We start from the raw sequence: 16,901 nt of genomic DNA, 5'->3' as shown, positions 1-16,901 counted from the left end.
GAACCAGATTCTTCAGGAATATTTACCAATCGTGGCGTTCAGACACGCCGACGACCGTACGTCAGTGGCTTGTTGATCAGAAGCCCAAAGCGTTCTATTCGAAATTGTGGTGAACGTGCCGCCCACCGAAGTAGCCGCGGACGACATGCGACTGGCATTCGCGGCCTACGGATCGCTGATCGACTGGTGAGCCTGGTGCCGTTCGCGTCACAACGGGATTAGCTCCGCTACGGGTTCAGCAATCACGTCAGGCGTCAGCCCCGTGATCGGCTGACTTCGAATGGCTGGACGATCGCCGAGCAGACCGGGGACACCACCCCCGACGGACTCCAGCACCTGCTCGGCCGCACCTCCGCGCGTCCTGAAGCCGGGGGGAGGACGACGAGCTCCTCCTGCGGCAGCGACTCAGGATCCGCCACCGCAAGATCCAACCACGCCGCCACACAATCCCGTTCGCTGGGCATCACCAGCAGCCATCACATGCGGTTACTCGCCGAAATTTTGTTCACCATCTACGGCTGGAGAAATTGAGAAGCGACCTCCGCGAGTCGCCCTGCCGGGAACCACCCGCCCCACTATCGTCCAGAACCACTGGACGGATTGTCCGGAGCGAATGGACGCTCTCGGGATCCGATTCTGCCCGCCCATGCCCTTACGCAAGGAACCGCCATGCTCGGCATGCGCGAACTGGACGAGGAGCCGGACCGCCCACGCGTGGGCGGTCCATCGGAAGAGAGGACGGTATCGTGAGTTCTGATGTTCGCCTGACGGCACCGGGCCAAGAGCCGCCCAAGCCGCCACCCTCAGGTGGCAAGACTCCTGAGATCGCGAACGCACTAATTCCGGGACAGTATCATCCGATCTCTTCCCACCTCGCGATTGCGCCGCCGGTGAGTGTGGTGATTCCCGCCATGAACGAGGCGGAGAATCTCCCCTACGTCTTCAAGACCCTTCCCGACTGGATTCATGAAGTGGTCCTGGTCGACGGCAACTCCACCGACAACACCGTGGAGGTCGCGCAGAAAATGTGGCCCGGCGTGAAGGTAGTCGGGCAGCAGGGCAAGGGGAAGGGCGACGCCCTGATCACCGGCTTCGAGGCCTGCACGGGCGACATCATCGTCATGGTCGACGCCGACGGCTCGGCGGACGGCCAGGAGATCGTCAGCTACGTCTCCGCCCTGGTGTCCGGCGCCGACTTCGCGAAGGGCTCGCGGTTCGCCAACGGTGGCGGCACCTCCGACATGACACCGATCCGCAAACTGGGCAACCGAGTCCTGTGCGCGATCGTCAACGCCAAGTTCGGCGCCCGCTACACCGACCTGTGCTATGGATACAACGCGTTCTGGCGGCACTGCCTCGACGAGATCGACCTCGACTGCACGGGCTTCGAGGTCGAGACCCTCATGAACATCCGAGTGGTCAAGGCGGGGCTCAAGGTGCAGGAGATCCCCAGCCACGAATATCTCCGCATCCACGGCGCGAGCAACCTGCGCGCGGTGCACGACGGTTTCCGGGTGCTGAAGGTGATCCTCAAGGAGCGCTCCAACCGGCGTGCGTTGCGCCGGCGCCCGCGCATGGTGGCGCTCAATACGGGCCGGGGAGAGATGTCTTGAGCAACGCGGACATCTCCGTGGTGATCTGCGTCTACACCGAGGACCGCTGGAAGGACATCCTCGCGGCTGTCGCCTCGGTGTGGGCGCAGTCCCGCCCGGCACGCGAGACGCTGCTGGTCGTGGACCACAACGAGGTCCTGCTGGAACGGTTGACCGGTGAGTACAAGGAGGTCGAGGAGGTCCGCGTGCTCGCCAACGCGGGCCCCCGCGGCCTGTCCGCGGGACGCAACACCGGGATCGCCGCCTCGCACGGCGAGATCATCGCCTTCCTCGACGACGACGCCGTGGCCGAGCGCGACTGGCTGAGGCACTTCGCCGAAGGGTACGACGACGCGCGCGTCATGGCCGTCGGCGGACGCACGATGCCGATCTGGGCGTCGGGCCGCCGGCCGGCCTGGTTCCCGGAGGAGTTCGACTGGGTGGTGGGCTGCACATACAAGGGGCTGCCGCCCGGCCGGGTCCGGGTGCGCAACGTCCTCGGCGGCAACGCCTCCTTCCGCCGCGCGGCGTTCAAGGCGGCGGGCGGCTTCGCCACCGGCATCGGGCGCGACGGCGACAAGCGGCCGCTGGGCTGCGAGGAGACGGAACTGTGCATCCGCCTCACCCGGGCCAGACCCGACGCGATCCTGCTCATCGACGACCGCGCCGTGATCCACCACCGCGTGCCCGAACCCCGCGAGCACTTCGCGTACTTCCGCACCCGTACCTACGCCGAGGGTCTGTCCAAAGCGCTCGTGACCCGAAGCGTCGGCGCAGACAAGGGACTCGAGTCGGAGCGCCGCTACACCACCCGGGTGCTGCCCGCCGGAGTGGCCCGCGGACTGCGTGACGCCCTGCTGGCCCGCCCCGGCGCCGCGGGCCGGGCGGGAGCGATCGTCGCCGGGGTTGCCTCGGCGGCCGGCGGATATGTGGTCGGCAGCTTCCGTGCGCGCAGGGGCGGCGTCGCGTTCCGCGTCGCAGTGGCCGGGGAGAGCCCGGACAGCAAGGGGGCAGCATGAGCAGGGTCAGACGCGCTTCCAGCCGACTGTGGCTCGTGTCCGCACTGGATCAGGCCCGCGGCGCCACGCTCGAAAGCCCCATCCGGGCCTGTTCGCGCCGTCGGCCCGCCAGGCCCGGCCGTGGGACCGCACCTCGTGTCCCACACAAGGGCGGTGCCGCATGAACCTACCCGTGCCCATCCTCATGTACCACTCCGTCGCGCACACGCCGAACCTCGCCACGCGCGCCCTGTCCGTGGCACCCGAGGCGTTCGCCGAGCAGATGGCGCTGCTCGGGGACGGCGGGTTCACGCCGCTCACCACGGCGCAACTCCTCGCCGCCTGGCGGTCCTCACGGCCGCTGCCGCGGCGCCCAGTCCTGATCACCTTCGACGACGGCTACGAAGGCGTGCACCGGCACGCCCTGCCCGTGCTCGCCAAACACGGCTTCGTCTCCACGCTGTTCGTCTCGACCGGCTGGATCCGGGGCGCCCACGACACCGGCGGCGGCCTCGACAGCATGCTCGACTGGGACCAAGTGCGCGCACTCGCCGACTCCGGAGTGGAGGTCGGGGGGCACAGCCATACGCACCCGCAGCTGGACCAGCTCGGGGACGAGGCGCTTGGGTGGGAGCTGCGGCGCTGCAAGGAGATCGTGGCCGCCGAGCTCGGCACCCGGCCCGCCTCGTTCGCGTATCCGTACGGGTACTCGAGCCGCAGGGTGCGCCGTGCCGTGCGCGAGGCCGGCTTCGAGCAGTCCCTCGCGGTCGGCAATGCCCTGGCGCGACGCCGTCAGGGACCGTACGCACTGCGGCGCGTGACCGTTCGCCGCTCCACCACGATCGATGAGTTCGCACGGCTTGCCCACGGTCAGGCCATCGCCCGTACGTTCGCCCGGGACCGTGCTCTCACGAAGGGGTACGCCGTGGTCCGCGGAGCCCGAAAGATTTATCGGAAGGCAACCCGGACCCGTGTCTGACGCGACCACCGCTCGGACTGATTCCTCCGATCCCTCCGCGGCCCCCACAGTCGAGCCGCAGCCGACAACCGGCCGGAAGCTGCGTCCACTCAAACGGGGCTGGGGGTCTGGCGGCGGCAACCAACTGTTCCGCAACGCCTATGCGCTGATGCTCAACACCGGGATCAGCGCGGTGCTGGGCCTCGGCTTCTGGCTTGCCGCCGCGCGCTACTACACGGAGGACGCGGTCGGCCAGGGCTCCGCGGCGATCGCAGCGATGAAGCTCCTCGCGGGGCTCACCGCGGTAACCCTCATGGGCGCGCTGGCCCGCTTCCTTCCGGTGGCGGGCCGCACCACGAGCCATCTGATCTTCCTTACGTACGCGGCCAGTTCGGTGGTCGTGGCGCTGGCCGCGGCTGCCTTCCTGCTGACGCTCGACGTATGGGGCCCCTCGTACCACTTCCTGCACGGGCTCCTCAGCGGCCTCGGCTTCATCGCCGCCGTGGTCGCCTGGTCGCTGCTTACGCTGCAGGACGCTGTGCTGATGGGGTTGCGCAGCGCGCTGTGGGTGCCGGTCGGCAACACTGTGTTCTCCACGGTGAAGCTGGGGCTGCTGGTCGCCCTGGCGGTGGCCCTCCCCGCGACCGGCGTCTTCGTGTCGTGGGTGGCATCCATCGCCGCGTCCGCGGTGCCGCTCGGCTGGCTGGTGCTCCGGCGTCTTGTGCCGCAGCACATGAAGGCGACGCAGGGCCGGACCCAGCCGCCGACGCTGCGCGAGATCGGCCGGTTCCTGGCCGGCGACTGCACCGGCTCGCTGTTCTCGCTCGCCGTGGTCAGCCTGGTCCCAGTGATCGTCGCCGCCCAGGTGAGCTCGGTCGACAACGCGTACTGCTACATCGCCATGACCATCAGCAGCACGGTCAATGTGCTCGCCATCAACATGGGTGCGTCCCTGACCGTCGAGGGCTCGCACGACCCGGCGCGCCTCGCGGCGAACACTCGGGCGGCGCTGCGCCGGATGCTGCGGATCATGCTGCCGGTGTGCGGGGGACTGTTCCTCGGCGCGCCGGTCATCCTGGGCATGTTCGGCGGGGGGTACGCGGACGCGGCGACCCCGCTGCTGCGCTGGTTCGCGGTCGGCGCGCTGCTGCGGGTCGTCATGGAGATCTACTTCGCGGCGCTGCGCGCGCAGAGCCGCACCTCCGGACTCGCCTACCTTCAGGGCCTGCTGTGTGTGCTGGTGCTGGGGTTGACGCTGCTGCTGCTCCCCCGAATGGGCCTGACCGGTGCGGGTGTTGCGGAAGTCTCCAGCCTCTCGGTGATCGTGGCCATCGCGACGCCCGGGCTCTACCGGATCGTCCGGGCCACCCCCTCCGCAACCGATTCCGCGGCGTTGGACGGGAAACTGGCCGACCTGGGCACCGCCGACGCGGCGACGCGGCCCCGTGCGGGGATGACGCACCGCGGACCAGCCCGGGCGCTGCGCACCTCCCTCGACTCCACCACCCTGACGCTCCGTGTCCGGCGCGACGCTGACCACCTGGAACGCAGAGCGGAGGTCCAGCCGACGTCCGGCACACCTGCTTACAGGGCGCCCTCGCCCAACGGTCCGCGGCGGGACAGGGGTGCCGCGGACCACCGGCCGACGCGGGCCGGCAGGCCTCCCCTCGCGCTGCCCGGGCCACGGAACGAATCGCATGCGGCGTCCCCGCCCCTCGACAAGCCGGAAGGCGGGGAGGAGGGAACGGCGCCGCCGGGACCAGGGAGTGTTCCTGCGTCGGAGGTGCCTTCCCGCGCGAAGGAACCCCCGCAGGATCGGCAATCCGGGAAAATCCCACAGGCCGGGTGCGCCCCAAAGGCCCAGCGGACTCGGCAGGTCGGCCGGACGAAGATGGGCCGGCATACGAGGAAGGGCGAGCAGGCCCGCGGGGCGAAGAAGGGTCGGCATGCGAGGGAGGTCGAGCAGGTCCGCCGGGCGAAGAAGGGCCGGCATGCGAGGAAGGGCGAGCAGGCCCGGGGCGATGCGTCGCTGGATCCATTCCCTCACAGCGCCGGGCACGCGCGCGTGACGGCCGGCGGCACCGTGGTGGCCGTGCTGCTGGCCACCGCGCTCGGGTTGTACTGGCTGCCCGCGCTGGGCCTGCACGACCGCGATCTTGACCGCATGGACGGGCTCGGGCTGGTGTCTGTCCTGCCCGAGCCCACCTTGCTGGGCGCCGCCCTGTTGACCGTCGCCTTCGCCTCGCTGTTGTGGATGGACCGGCAGCACCGGCTCCTGCTGCCGGCCACGCTTCTTGCCACCGTGGTGTCACTGCACGTGCTGCCCGCGGTCATTGAGACCGAGCCGCGGTTCGCGACGGCCTGGCAGCATATCGGCTTCCTGGAATACATCGACCGGACGGGCTCCGCCCTGCCCTACCTGGACGCACGCTGGAGCTGGCCCGGCTTCTTCGCCGCGGCCGCCTTCGTCGCCCAGGCCTGCGGCGTCACGGACATGACCGAGGTCATTCGCTGGTGGCCGGTCGTCATGCAACTCCTCTATCTGGCACCGATGTTCCTGCTGATGCGCTCCATCCGGGCAGGCTGGCGCGCCAAGTGGGCCGGCGCTTGGATCTTCGTCATGGGCAACTGGGTCGGCCAGGACTACTTCTCCCCCCAGGGCTTCACTTATCTGCTGTATCTGGTCTTCGTCGCGATGCTGCTGGTGTGGTTCCAGCCCCCGCGCGTGCTGGGAACCGGGCTGCGCCCGGGCGAGGAGGAGGTCAAACCCGCCAACCGCCCCCGGCGCACGGTGCTGCTGCTCGTCGTGATCGGCCTGTTCGGGGCGACCGTCTCGGCCCACCAGCTCACGCCCTTCATGATGCTGGGCGTCCTCACCGCCCTTGTGCTGCTCGGTCGCTGCGAACTGCGCGGGCTTCCGATACTGTTCGCGGTGCTGGTCGCCGTGTGGGTGGGCCTCGTCGCCGAGCCGTACTGGTCGGGCCACTTCAACGAGCTGTTCGGCGGTTTCGGTGGCGTCGGCAGCAATGTGTCCTCATCGGTGTCCGGACGCATCAACGGCGGCAGCTCGGCCCACAAACGCGTGCTGTACGCACGCTTGGTGCTCGCCGGCGGTGTCATGGCGATGGCCTGCTGGGGCTGGTGGCGCCGGCGCAAGGCCGAGTATCGCGAACGGTCGCTACCTGTGCTCGCCTTCGCACCGTTCCTCGGCTTCGGCATGCAGTCCTACGGCGGCGAAATGGCGCTGCGCGTCTTCATGTTCGCACTGCCCGGCGCGGCGCTGCTCGCCGGTCTTGCGCTGTTCCCACACACGAGTGTCACCGCGGCGGAGCGAAACCGCGACCGAGTCAGGCCGGCCCCGCTGGCGGCTCTCCTGGTGGGCTTGTTGCTGATGGGTGGCTTCCTGGTGGTGCGGTGGGGCAACGAGTCTTTCGAACGTGTGCGGACCGGCGAGGTAGCGGCGATGGACTACGTGTATGCCCACGACGATCCGACGGTGCGTCTGTTGTGGATGAGCAGAGACACCGCGCACGACGTGACGCCCGCCCTGCCCTGGGGCGCGCGCGACATGGAGAAGGTGCACTACGTCCCGACCCTCGCGCCCACCGATCCGATGCTGGTGTCGAACCTGGTCAAGGCGCTCAAGGACGCAGGCCCCCGCTCGTATCTGGTGATCAACGAGAGCCAGGCCGTCGTTCTCGAACTCAACGCAGGTTACTCGGCGACCTGGAAGTCCCGGCTCATCCGAACCCTGGACCAGCGCCAGGAGCTCAAGAGGGTCTTCGCCAACGACGACGCGACGATCTATGCCCTGCGCAAGGAGCCGGACGGGAGGCCGGCGAACGCCGATCCGGGGCCGAACGGCCCGCGGGTGACATGGACGCCGTGGTCGGTGGTGGGTGCGCTGGCGGCCGTGGCGCTGATCCTCCTGCTGGCGGTGCGTGAGGTCGTACGGGTGGCGGTGGCGCCCGGTGTGCGACAGCAGCGCTGGCTGCAGAACAGCTTCCTCTTCTCGCTGCCGCTGCTCGTGGCACTGGTGGCCTCGCTGGTGGAACGGTTCTCAACCCTGGCTTGACAGAACGTCTGATCAGCCGGACGGACCTCAGCGACCGCGCCGCCGGTACTTCGCATAGCCGATGAACAGTGACGGACAGCCGCTCGCCGCCGCAGCGGTGGTCCAGGCACTCGCGTGGACCACCGCTGCGGCGACGAAAGAGAAACTCGCCTCACTGCCTCTTGTTCGCGAACACAGCGGCGGCCAGCCGCGGTGCCGCGAATTTCGTACCGCACGTGAACCGCAGCAGCGGTCCGAAGGTCGCCGCCGCCTGGATGCCGCTGAAGTACAGGCCAGGCACGGACGACTGCAGTCCGGCGTCCAAGGCCGGGAACCCGCCCGTACGCGCCAGTTCGCACCGCGCCTCGGGAGCGACGAAGTCCAGCGCGTCCAGGTGGACCCGGTAACCGGTGGCGGCCAACACGTGGGCAGTCTCGATCGTGCGGGTCCGCCCATCGCCGTCCCGGGTGGTCAGGGTGACACCGTCACCATCGCGCTGGGCTGCGATGACGTGCCGCCCCAGGTGCACCGGCACCACCCCGTCCAGGCGCGGCTTGAGCCACCAGGAACCGAACGGCCCCAGCACTCGCCGCACCAGCCGCAGCCGGGTGGCCTGGGGCAGGAAACGGAAAGCCGCCGCCTGATGGACAAACGCGTACAGGCCCCAGGACCGCCCGAGAGGGGTGTCCGGCTGCCAGTGCGGCGGAGGCGTCGGCCCAGCCCCGAACACCAACTTGTCCGTGCGGGCGACGAGCTGGACACGTGCCCCGGCCTCGTGCAGCAGCGCCGTGCTCTCTTGCGCGGACTGCCCAGCACCGACGACGACCACGTCCCGGCCGGCAAACTTCCCGAGGTCGGCGTGCTGGGAGCTGTGCGAGACCAAACCTTCAGGGACGAGGGCGGACAGCGGTTCGGGCACGTACGCGAATCCGTCCAGGCCGCTGGCCACGACGACGGCCGCCGCCCGCAGCTCCTCACCGGAGGCGAGCTTGAGATGGAAACCGTCGACCTGACGGTCGACACCGAGCACCCGAACGTCTTCCACTTCTGGCACCCACTGTTCGGCGAACCACCGCCCGTAGCGGACGAACACCTCGACCGGCACCGGATCGTGTCCGGTCAGCCGGGTCTCCCCGGTCTGCCGGCAGTAGTCGTCCAACGTGAACCCTTGCTTCGGCGCGGACAGCACCGACGCGCTCGGCGGCGACTTCAGCAGCATGCCCGCGGGCATGTTCTCGGCCCAGCTCGCCATCGGCGAGCCGAAGACCCTGACCCGCAGGCCGCGCGCCTTGAGATGCGCAGCAGTGGACAGACCGTAAGGGCCCGCCCCGATCACGACGACCGTCGTGGACATGTGTTTCCTCCTTGAGGTAGCCCGCGAGGCAGCCTCGTGGGGGGGGTGATCAAGAGACCGCGCGTCCTTGCCCTTGCCGAGGACCAATGCACCGGCAGGCGGAAGCCGGTGGCCCGACGGCATCTTGACCGGATCCGGGGCCGACTGGGCCGCGGGTGACCTGGACGCCGTGGTCGTTGGTCGGGGGGCTCGCGGCCGTGGCACTGGTCCTGATGCTCACGGCCCGCGAGGTGGTTCGGTTCGCGGTGAGGCCCGGCGTGCGTCAACTGCGGCTTCTGCAGATCAGCTGAGCCCCATGCGGCTCAGCGCTGGAGCCACTTCACCTCGTACGCCTTCATTTCGAACCTCTTGCCGTCGACCTGCGCGCTGATCGTACGGTCGAGGGTGTTCACCACGAGGACGACCTTGTCGGTGGCGAGGACCCGGACGTTGGGGACGTCGTTCTTGGCCACTGGCACCGTCCGGTACTCGGTGCCCGGGGGAAACTCCTTGCCGAACCGGGAGACCAGGTCGTACATGGGCAGCGCCTTGCCGCCGCCCGCGGGGTCGGTCGGCGTCCAGAGGCAGCCCGGGCAGTCGGCGCCCTTCTCCACCTCCGGGTTCCAGTAGAAGCCCGAGGAGGCACCGCCCTTGACCATCGCGATCATCCCGGTGGCCTGCACGGCGACACGGTGGCCCTCCGTCCAGCCCTTGCGGTCGCCGTTGCCCTCGGCGGGCTCCACGTAGTACTCGGCCCACCACAGCGGCAGATCGTGGGTCTGCTTCCGCACCCAGGAACCGACGGCGGTGAACTTGTCGGTGGCGGCGAACTCGTCGGGCAGCAGGTCGTCGTCCTTGGTGTAGCTGGGGCCGTCCACGACGACGAAGTCGGCGCCCACCTTGTTCTTGTTCCAGTAGGCGAAGGCGTCGAGGGCCTGCTGCTCCATGACGCCCCAGGTGCCGCGCAGCGTCGTGGAGGCGTCCTGTTTCCGCCGCGGGTCGACGCTGTCCATGACGAGGTACGGGCCACCCACCATGATCTTGGGGTTGACCTGCTTGAGCGCCTTGTATACGAGGTTGTACAGCTCGGTGTAGCCCTCGTAGTCCCAGCGGCCCTCGGCGTTGTTCCAGAAGCCCTTGAACTCGTTCCAGACGACGAAGTGGCGCACGTCCGGATAACGTTTGGCGACGGTGGCGGCGAGGGTGGCGAAGTCCTTGAAGTGATCCGGCGTCGGGGCGGTCTCCAGGGCGGACTGGCTCCAGTCGGTGTTGTCCGCGCCCGCCTGACCACCCTTCATCCAGTCCGGGGCGCAGCACAGCGTCACGACCGGCGTGCCGCCCGACTTGCGTATGAAGTCGATACGGCGGTCCAACCCCTTGAAGTCGTAACGGCCCTTGACCGGCTCAGGATTGCCCACGCCCCACCCCATGATGTGCTGGTTCTCCGGCATCCCGCTCCCGGAGAGCAGGTCCTCGACATGCGTGGTGGCGGTGCCGCTGCCCTCGTCGGCGCTGTACTGCGTGTGCGTGAAGCCCCAGCCGACGTCCGGTTTCGTCTGTTCGGGCGGAGTGGCCGACGTCAGCATCGCCGACGCCACCGCCACCGTGGCCAACCGCCCCGTGCGAGTGTTTCGAGTTGCGTTTGTCCTTTTTTCTCGCACCGCTGCTCCGTCTTTCTCCCACAAGGGTGAATGCTCGCCTGCGAACGCAATAAGGAACGCGAATACCGGGCATCAGAGGCATAGCGAACCAAATGAGCGCCGGGCCTCTGCGCTCTTGACCGCCAAACACCCTAGCGCTCGACCTGTCCGCGCTCTTTGACTGTTCGGTGGCGTGTCGCAGTCATTTCTCCAGCCCGAGCAGCAGCGACGTATTGGGGCTTTGGTACTCCTCGAATTGAGGGGCAGATTTGCTCCTTATGGCCGCCGAACTAGGTGCGATTCTCACCTCCGGCTCTTTTCCGCGATCACTAATTCAGATGGAATCCAACTTCCTGAAAAGAGATCACGACCGGCGAGTGGACTGGCACGACGCAAGAACTTCGACCAGGCCGAGCAGGCGATCTTCCAATGGGCCACGTGGTACAGCGAGGAACGGCTCCACTCCGCCCTCGACTACCTACCGCCTGCTGAATACGAACACGACTACTGTCGGAAGTCGGAGCAAGCCCCGCGGTCCGCCTGAAACAAGATCACCGGACTCTACGAAACTCGGGGCACTGGAGCCGGCCGATGCGCGGCCGGACATCCTGGCCACCGCCTGCCTGGTGGCCATCATGGCGCAGGCGCCGGCCCACCGCTGCAACGCCGAGAACGAGATCACCACTGTGCTGCGCGATCAGGGGGTGCAGGTCCCGGTGGTGTCCAGCACGGGTGCCCTGCTCGACGGCATCGCCGCAGTGGGCGCGAAGAAGGTCGCCATGGTCACGCCGTACATGCAGCCGCTCACGCGCCTGGTCGCCGAGTACATCGAGGACGCGGACGTCGAGGTCGTGGACGCGCTCGGCCTGGAGGTGCCCGACAACCTGGCAGTCGCCCGGCTCGACCCTCCAGGACCTGCGTGAGCACTACAAGCGGCTGAAGCTCGCTGACGCGGACGCCGTGGTGCTGTCGGCCCGCGTGCAGATGCCGTCACTGCCGGGCGAACCGGCCGGTCGAGGGCGAGCTGGGACTGCCGGTGCTGTCTGCGGCGACCGCCACAGCCGCTCCGCAACCCCAACCGCGGATTCGACGCCGTCGTGATCGGGGCGCCGCAGCGCACCTTCTACGGCAACCAGTTCGGCAACACCGTCCCCGTCTTCGTCCACTTCCGCATGCCCCTGTGGGTCCCGGAGGTCGGCGGGCCGATCGACCCGGACAACGAGGCCCACGACCTCGTCATGTCCGTCTTCGGCGGCATGAGCAAGGGAGAACCCAACCGCATCAAGATCCGGGTCCGCACCGCCATGGGCTCCCAGGCCCAGCTCCAGGGCCGCTACCTCGGTGGACGACCGCCCTACGGCTACCGGATCACCGACGCCGGCCCCCACCCCAACCCGTCCAAGGCAGCCATCGGCCAGCGCATCCACAAACTCGAACCCGACCCCGCCGCCGCACCCGTCGTACAGCGGATCTTCACCATGTACGGGGACAGCATGAGCGACAGCGGCATCGCCGCCGAGCTCACCCGGGAAGGCATCCCCTGCCCCTCCGCCCACGACGCCACCCGCAATCCCCCGTTATGTTCTTCGCGGCTACGCCGTCGCTCTCACCTCCGTGCCCAGTTCGCGTCGGGCGCGGGCGGCGGCACCGACCGGGACGGCGTCGGAGGCCAGGGCGGCCCGCACCAGGCGGACGGGGTGGCCGCTGACCGGGGGGTCGACGGCGAGGGCGGACAGGATGACGGGCTCCAGCAGGGGCCAGGCGCGGCTGACGCCGCCGCCGACCACCACCGTGGTGATGTCGACGACGCCCGCCGTGATGACGATCGCGCGGGCGATGCCCGCTCCCGCGGCGCGGTACACCGCGAGAGCGTCCTCGTCGCCATGGGCGGCGGCCTCGGCGACTTCGCGGGCGGTGAGGCGGTGGCCGGTGCGGTCGGCGTAACGAGCCCCGATGGAGCGGCCGGAGGCCAACGTCTCCAGGTGGCCCCGGCCGCCGCAGGAGCAGTGCAGGTCACCGAAGCCGGGGATGTGCCCGATCTCGCCTGCCGCGCCGTGCGGACCCGCGTACAGGGAGCCGTTGGTCCACAGAGCGCCGCCGACGCCGGTCCCCAGGGTCACGCCGAGGACGTCGGCCTCGCCGCGCACCGCTCCGCCGCAGACCTCCCCGTAGAGGAAGGCGTTGACGTCGTTGTCCAGGAAGGCCGGGACGCCGAGGGCCTCCTCGACGGCGGCGGTGACGGCGAAGCCGGCCCAGCCGCGGAAGGAGTCGCTTGCGACCAGGATGCGGCCGTTCGCGGAGTCCACCACCCCGGCGGCGCCGATTCCGGCGCCCACCAGGCGGCCCGGGGTGCGGGCCAGCAGCGGGGCGAGCGCGTCGAGCGCGGCGCCGACCATGGCCCGGCCGCCCTCGAGCGCCGGGGTGGCGGCCTCCGCGCGGTCGAGGACGGTCAGGTCGTCCGAGCAGACCACCACCTGGGTGGTGGTGCCGCCGATGTCGATGCCGGCGAACAGCGGCCGGAGGGTGGTGGAAATGGCAGGGTCCCGCGGGGTGTAGGGAAAGAGAAGAGGTCCGGTCACGCCTGGGCCTCCGTACGGCCGGCCGCGAGGGTGGCCAGGCGTTCGGCCCTGCGGCCTCGCTGCACCACCGGGTCGGGCACCGGCACGGCGGCCAGCAGACGGCGTGTGTAGTCGGTCTCCGGATGCAGCAGGGTCGTCCCGGTGGAGCCCTGCTCCTCGATGCGGCCGGCGCGCATCACGACGACGCGCTGCGCGAAGTGCTGCACGACGGCGAGGTCATGGGAGACGAACAGGCAGGCGAAGCCGAGTTCGCCCTGGAGTTCGGTGATGACCTCCAGGACCGCTTCCTGCACGCTCACGTCGAGCGCGCTGGTGGGTTCGTCGGCGACCAGCAGCCGGGGTTCCAGGATCAGGGCCCGGGCCAAGCTGACCCGCTGGCGTTGTCCGCCGGAGAGTTCGCGGGGTGCGCGCCGGGCGAGTTCGCGTGGCAGCCGGACCCGGTCGAGGACGGCGGCGACCTTGGCCTGCCGGTCCTTGGCGGACAGGTCGCGACGGTGCACCCGGAGGGGTTCGGCGATGCACTCGCCCACGGTCATCCGGGCGTCGAGGGAGGCCACCGGGTCCTGGAGGACGACACCGATACCGGCCCGCAGGGCGCGGCGGGCCCGGGCGCGGGTGCGGCCGAGGTCGGCGCCGAACAGGGAGACGGTGCCGGAGGTGGGCGGGATCAGGCCGAGCGCGACCCGGGCGGCGGTGGACTTGCCGGAGCCGGACTCGCCGACCAGGCCCAGGGTCTCCGCCGGCCCGACCCGGAACGACACTCCGTCGAGGGCGCGTACGGCGGCCTTGCCACGGCCGAACACCACGTTGGTGTCACGCAGTTCGACCACCGCTTCGCCCTCGGGGCCGCCGGGCCCGGCAGGCGAGGCCGACGGCTCGGCCGCGGAACGGTTCGTCTGGACCGGCACGGACGCGGCAAGCCGGCCGGTGCCGTCTGCGGCCTCGGCGACGGACAGCCGGGGCACGGCGGCCAGCAGGCGCCGGGTGTAGTCGTGGGCGGGGCGCAGCAGGACGTCCTCGACCGGTCCGGTCTCCACGATCTCGCCGTGGTACATGACGGCGACCCGGTCCGCGAAGTCGGCGACGACGCCCATGTTGTGGGTGACGAGCAGCACGCCGGTGCCGGTCTCGACGGCGAGCCGGCGCAGCAGGTCGAGGATCTCGGCCTGCACGGTCACGTCGAGGGCGGTGGTCGGCTCGTCGGCGATGAGCAGACCTGGCTCGTTGGCGATGGCCATGGCGATCACGACCCGCTGGCGCTGTCCGCCGGAGAGCTGGAACGGGTAGGCGTGGGCGCGCTTCTCCGGTTCGGGGATACCGACCCGGCGCAGCAGTTCGACGGCCTCGGCGGCGGCGCCCTTGGCGGACACCTCGCGGTGGTTGCGGATCACCTCGGTGATCTGCTTCCCGATCCGGGTGAGCGGGTCGAGCGCGGTGGCCGGCTCCTGGAACACCATGGAGACGGTCTTGCCGCGCAGCGCCGCGAGGCCGTTCTCCGAGGCGCCGACGATCTGGGTGCCGGCGATGACGGCGCTGCCGGTGGCGCGGGCGTTCCCGGCGAGCAAGCCCATCGCGGCGAGCGCGATGGTCGACTTGCCGGAGCCGGACTCGCCGACCAGGGCCAGCGTCTCGCCCGGCTGGACCTCGAGGGACACGCTCCTGACCGCGGGTACGTCGCCGGTCTCGGTGGTGAAGACGACGCCGAGGTCGTCGAGTTCGAGGATCGGGCCGGACGCCGCAGTGCGGGCGGCGGAGCCCTTGGTGGTGGCGGTCATCCGCGTCCCCTCACATCGAATGCGTCGCGGAGTCCGTCCCCGATCGCGTTGAACGCCCACACCACCAGGATGATGGCCAGGCCGGGCGGCAGGATGAGCCACCAGTAGCCGGAGTAGGCGGCGGTGAGACCGGCGGAGAGCATGCCGCCCCAGTCGGTCTGCGGCGGCCGGACTCCCATGCCCAGATAGGAGACGTAGGCGACCAGCAGGATGGCGTCGGCGACCTGGAAGGTCGCGGCGACGATGATGGTGGAGACCGAGTTCGGCAGGATGTGACGCAGGATCGCCCGGGCGTGCGTGCCGCCGATGGCGCGCAGGGTCAGGACGTAGTCCCGGTTCTTCAGGGTCAGCGTCTCGGCGCGGACCAGCCTGGACGGCACCAGCCAGGACACCAGGCCCAGGATGACGACGAGACCGGTCAGGCCCGGCGTGGTGATGGCGGAGACCACCAGCAGGATGAACAGCGCGGGGATGGCGATGCCGGCGTCGACGATCCGCATCATCACGGCGTCGATCCAGCCGCCCGCGTAACCGGCGGCGGCGCCCCACAGCGTGCCGATGACGGTGGCGAGGACGCCCGCGGCGACGCCCACGATCAGGGAGACCTTGCCGCCGTACATCAGCCGGCCCAGCTCGTCGTGGCCGACGGCGTCGGTGCCGAGCCAGTGCGCGCCACTGGGGGCGAGGTTGACCTGCTGGAGCATGGTGTGGGTCTGGTCGGTGGAGTACACCAGCGGACCGGCGAAGCAGAACAGGAAGAAGAGGACCACGACGGCGAGTCCGACGACGGCCAGCTTGTTGCGGAGGAAGCGGCGGACGGCGAGTCGTGCGCCGGAGGCCTCGCGCGGCTCGGCGGCCTTCGTCGGGGCCATGTCCGGCTGGATGACGGCGCTCATGCCCGGCCTGCCTTCACTCGGGGGTCGATGATCCGCTGGACGATGTCGGCGAGCAGGGTGCCGACAACGGTGGCGACGGCGATCACCAGGACGCAGCCCAGCAGGACCGGGTAGTCGGAGGACTGCGCCGCGGTCCAGAACAGCAGCCCCATGCCGGGGTAGTTGAAGAGCTGCTCGACGACCAGGGCACCGCCGAAGAGCACCGGCACGTAGTAGCCGAGCATGGCGACCACGGGCGTCAGCGAGTTGCGGAACACGTGCCGCCACAGGATGGCGCGGGCGCGGGAGCCGCCCGCCCTGGCCGTGCGGACATAGTCCTCGGAGAGGTTCTCCAGGGTGGCCGCCCGCATGTAGCGGCTGAACACCGCGATCATGGAGGCCGCGCCGGCGACCACCGGCAGTACCAGGGCCTGCGGTTCGGAGAACACCTGGCCCAGCGTCTCGCCCTGCGGAGCCTGCGACGGGAACCACGCCAGCGCCTGGCTGAAGACCAGCACCAGGATCAGCCCGAGGAAGTACACGGGCGTGGAGTAGGCGATGAAGCTCAGCGTGGTGATGACGTAGTCCACCGGCTTGTTGCGGCGCACGGCCTGCCACATGCCCATCGGGATGGCGAGCACGAGGCCGACGAGAGCCGACAGCACGGTGAGGACCAAGGTCTTCGGCAGCCGTTCGGTGATGAGCTGGGAGACCGGCTCGTTGAGGGTGTACGAGGTCCCGAGGTCCCCGTGCAGCAGTTGGCCGAGGTAGTAGAAGTACTGCACGGGCAGGGGCTTGTCGAGGCCCTGTTCGTGGTTGAAGTGGGCGATCTGCTGTGCGGTGGCCTGCGGCCCGAGGATCCCGCGTGCGGGGCCTCCGGGCAACGCGTGCAGCAGGCCGAAGACGACGATCGTCACGATGACGATCACCGCGACGGCCTGGAGGACGCGTCTGATCAGGTACGAGGAAGTGCTCATGTGTTTTCCGGTCGCTTCGTCTCTGTGGTGCGCGCGGGTGTCACCTGGACATGGACGTCACTGCGACGTGGGTGTCGATGTGGCGGGTGCCAAAGTGGCGGGTGCCAAAGTGGCGCGGAC

General features: G+C 69.6%; 12 protein-coding genes. 6 read left to right on the top strand and 6 right to left on the bottom strand.

What is annotated here, in order from left to right; all coding sequences use genetic code 11:
• The first annotated feature begins 746 nt into the window (after positions 1–746).
• The 4 genes from ACWEK3_RS20940 to ACWEK3_RS20925 all read left to right on the top strand — a co-directional run bounded on the left by ACWEK3_RS20940 (position 747) and on the right by ACWEK3_RS20925 (position 7,623).
• Positions 747–1,613 (top strand): glycosyltransferase family 2 protein, encoded by an 867-nt coding sequence (locus ACWEK3_RS20940; RefSeq protein WP_450571087.1) that lies wholly within the window; start codon positions 747–749, stop codon positions 1,611–1,613.
• Positions 1,610–2,611, top strand: a complete 1,002-nt coding sequence (locus ACWEK3_RS20935; protein ID WP_453250304.1) for a glycosyltransferase family 2 protein — start codon at positions 1,610–1,612, stop codon at positions 2,609–2,611. Before ACWEK3_RS20940 ends, ACWEK3_RS20935 begins: the two co-directional genes overlap by 4 nt.
• A 160-nt stretch (positions 2,612–2,771) precedes the next feature.
• On the top strand, positions 2,772–3,569 hold the full coding sequence (locus ACWEK3_RS20930; protein ID WP_453250303.1) for a polysaccharide deacetylase family protein: 798 nt from the start codon (positions 2,772–2,774) through the stop codon (positions 3,567–3,569).
• Positions 3,562–7,623 (top strand): lipopolysaccharide biosynthesis protein, encoded by a 4,062-nt coding sequence (locus ACWEK3_RS20925; RefSeq protein ID WP_453250327.1) that lies wholly within the window; start codon positions 3,562–3,564, stop codon positions 7,621–7,623. The genes ACWEK3_RS20930 and ACWEK3_RS20925 overlap by 8 nt, the downstream gene beginning before the upstream one ends.
• A gap of 151 nt (positions 7,624–7,774) precedes the next feature.
• On the opposite strand, the gene ACWEK3_RS20920 is transcribed toward ACWEK3_RS20925, so the two are convergent.
• Positions 7,775–8,956, bottom strand: a complete 1,182-nt coding sequence (locus ACWEK3_RS20920; RefSeq protein WP_453250302.1) for an FAD-dependent oxidoreductase — start codon at positions 8,954–8,956, stop codon at positions 7,775–7,777.
• Positions 8,957–9,258: 302 nt separating this feature from the next.
• The gene (locus ACWEK3_RS20915; protein WP_453250301.1) at positions 9,259–10,521 is read right to left on the bottom strand and encodes a GH39 family glycosyl hydrolase; all 1,263 of its coding nucleotides are present in this window, start codon (positions 10,519–10,521) and stop codon (positions 9,259–9,261) included.
• Between the two features lie 247 nt (positions 10,522–10,768).
• Here ACWEK3_RS20915 and ACWEK3_RS20910 point away from each other — a divergent pair, with 247 nt between their 5' ends.
• A complete protein-coding gene (locus ACWEK3_RS20910) occupies positions 10,769–11,119 on the top strand; it encodes an integrase core domain-containing protein (protein ID WP_453250300.1) in 351 nt (116 codons plus the stop codon).
• Positions 11,120–11,210: 91 nt separating this feature from the next.
• On the top strand, positions 11,211–11,498 hold the full coding sequence (locus tag ACWEK3_RS20905; protein ID WP_453250299.1) for an aspartate racemase/maleate isomerase family protein: 288 nt from the start codon (positions 11,211–11,213) through the stop codon (positions 11,496–11,498).
• Positions 11,499–12,167: 669 nt separating this feature from the next.
• Here the strand turns inward: ACWEK3_RS20905 and ACWEK3_RS20900 are convergent.
• The 4 genes from ACWEK3_RS20900 to ACWEK3_RS20885 all read right to left on the bottom strand — a co-directional run bounded on the left by ACWEK3_RS20900 (position 12,168) and on the right by ACWEK3_RS20885 (position 16,781).
• Positions 12,168–13,088, bottom strand: coding sequence for an ROK family protein (locus ACWEK3_RS20900; RefSeq protein ID WP_453250326.1), 921 nt, complete (start codon positions 13,086–13,088; stop codon positions 12,168–12,170).
• A 62-nt stretch (positions 13,089–13,150) separates the two neighbouring features.
• Positions 13,151–14,929 (bottom strand): dipeptide ABC transporter ATP-binding protein, encoded by a 1,779-nt coding sequence (locus tag ACWEK3_RS20895; RefSeq protein ID WP_450540113.1) that lies wholly within the window; start codon positions 14,927–14,929, stop codon positions 13,151–13,153.
• Positions 14,926–15,825, bottom strand: a complete 900-nt coding sequence (locus tag ACWEK3_RS20890; protein WP_361409827.1) for an ABC transporter permease — start codon at positions 15,823–15,825, stop codon at positions 14,926–14,928. The genes ACWEK3_RS20895 and ACWEK3_RS20890 overlap by 4 nt, the downstream gene beginning before the upstream one ends.
• Positions 15,822–16,781, bottom strand: a complete 960-nt coding sequence (locus ACWEK3_RS20885) for an ABC transporter permease (RefSeq protein WP_384436977.1) — start codon at positions 16,779–16,781, stop codon at positions 15,822–15,824. Before ACWEK3_RS20885 ends, ACWEK3_RS20890 begins: the two co-directional genes overlap by 4 nt.
• Between the last annotated feature and the right edge of the window lie 120 nt (positions 16,782–16,901).

The sequence above is a fragment of the Streptomyces sp. NPDC004721 genome (assembly GCF_053601495.1).
The sequence above is the reverse complement of the archived record's forward strand: the minus strand, read 5'-3'. Positions and strand labels throughout refer to the sequence as shown.

What these genes read in the sequence shown, in the direction of transcription:
- ACWEK3_RS20930 (WP_453250303.1), top strand. Translation starts at nt 2,772, where the DNA reads ATGAACCTACCCGTGCCCATCCTCATGTACCACTCCGTCGCGCACACG.
- ACWEK3_RS20920 (WP_453250302.1), bottom strand. Translation starts at nt 8,956, where the DNA reads ATGTCCACGACGGTCGTCGTGATCGGGGCGGGCCCTTACGGTCTGTCC.
- ACWEK3_RS20915 (WP_453250301.1), bottom strand. Translation starts at nt 10,521, where the DNA reads ATGCTGACGTCGGCCACTCCGCCCGAACAGACGAAACCGGACGTCGGC.
- ACWEK3_RS20905 (WP_453250299.1), top strand. Translation starts at nt 11,211, where the DNA reads ATGGCGCAGGCGCCGGCCCACCGCTGCAACGCCGAGAACGAGATCACC.
- ACWEK3_RS20895 (WP_450540113.1), bottom strand. Translation starts at nt 14,929, where the DNA reads ATGACCGCCACCACCAAGGGCTCCGCCGCCCGCACTGCGGCGTCCGGC.
- ACWEK3_RS20885 (WP_384436977.1), bottom strand. Translation starts at nt 16,781, where the DNA reads ATGAGCACTTCCTCGTACCTGATCAGACGCGTCCTCCAGGCCGTCGCG.
- ACWEK3_RS20890 (WP_361409827.1), bottom strand. Translation starts at nt 15,825, where the DNA reads ATGAGCGCCGTCATCCAGCCGGACATGGCCCCGACGAAGGCCGCCGAG.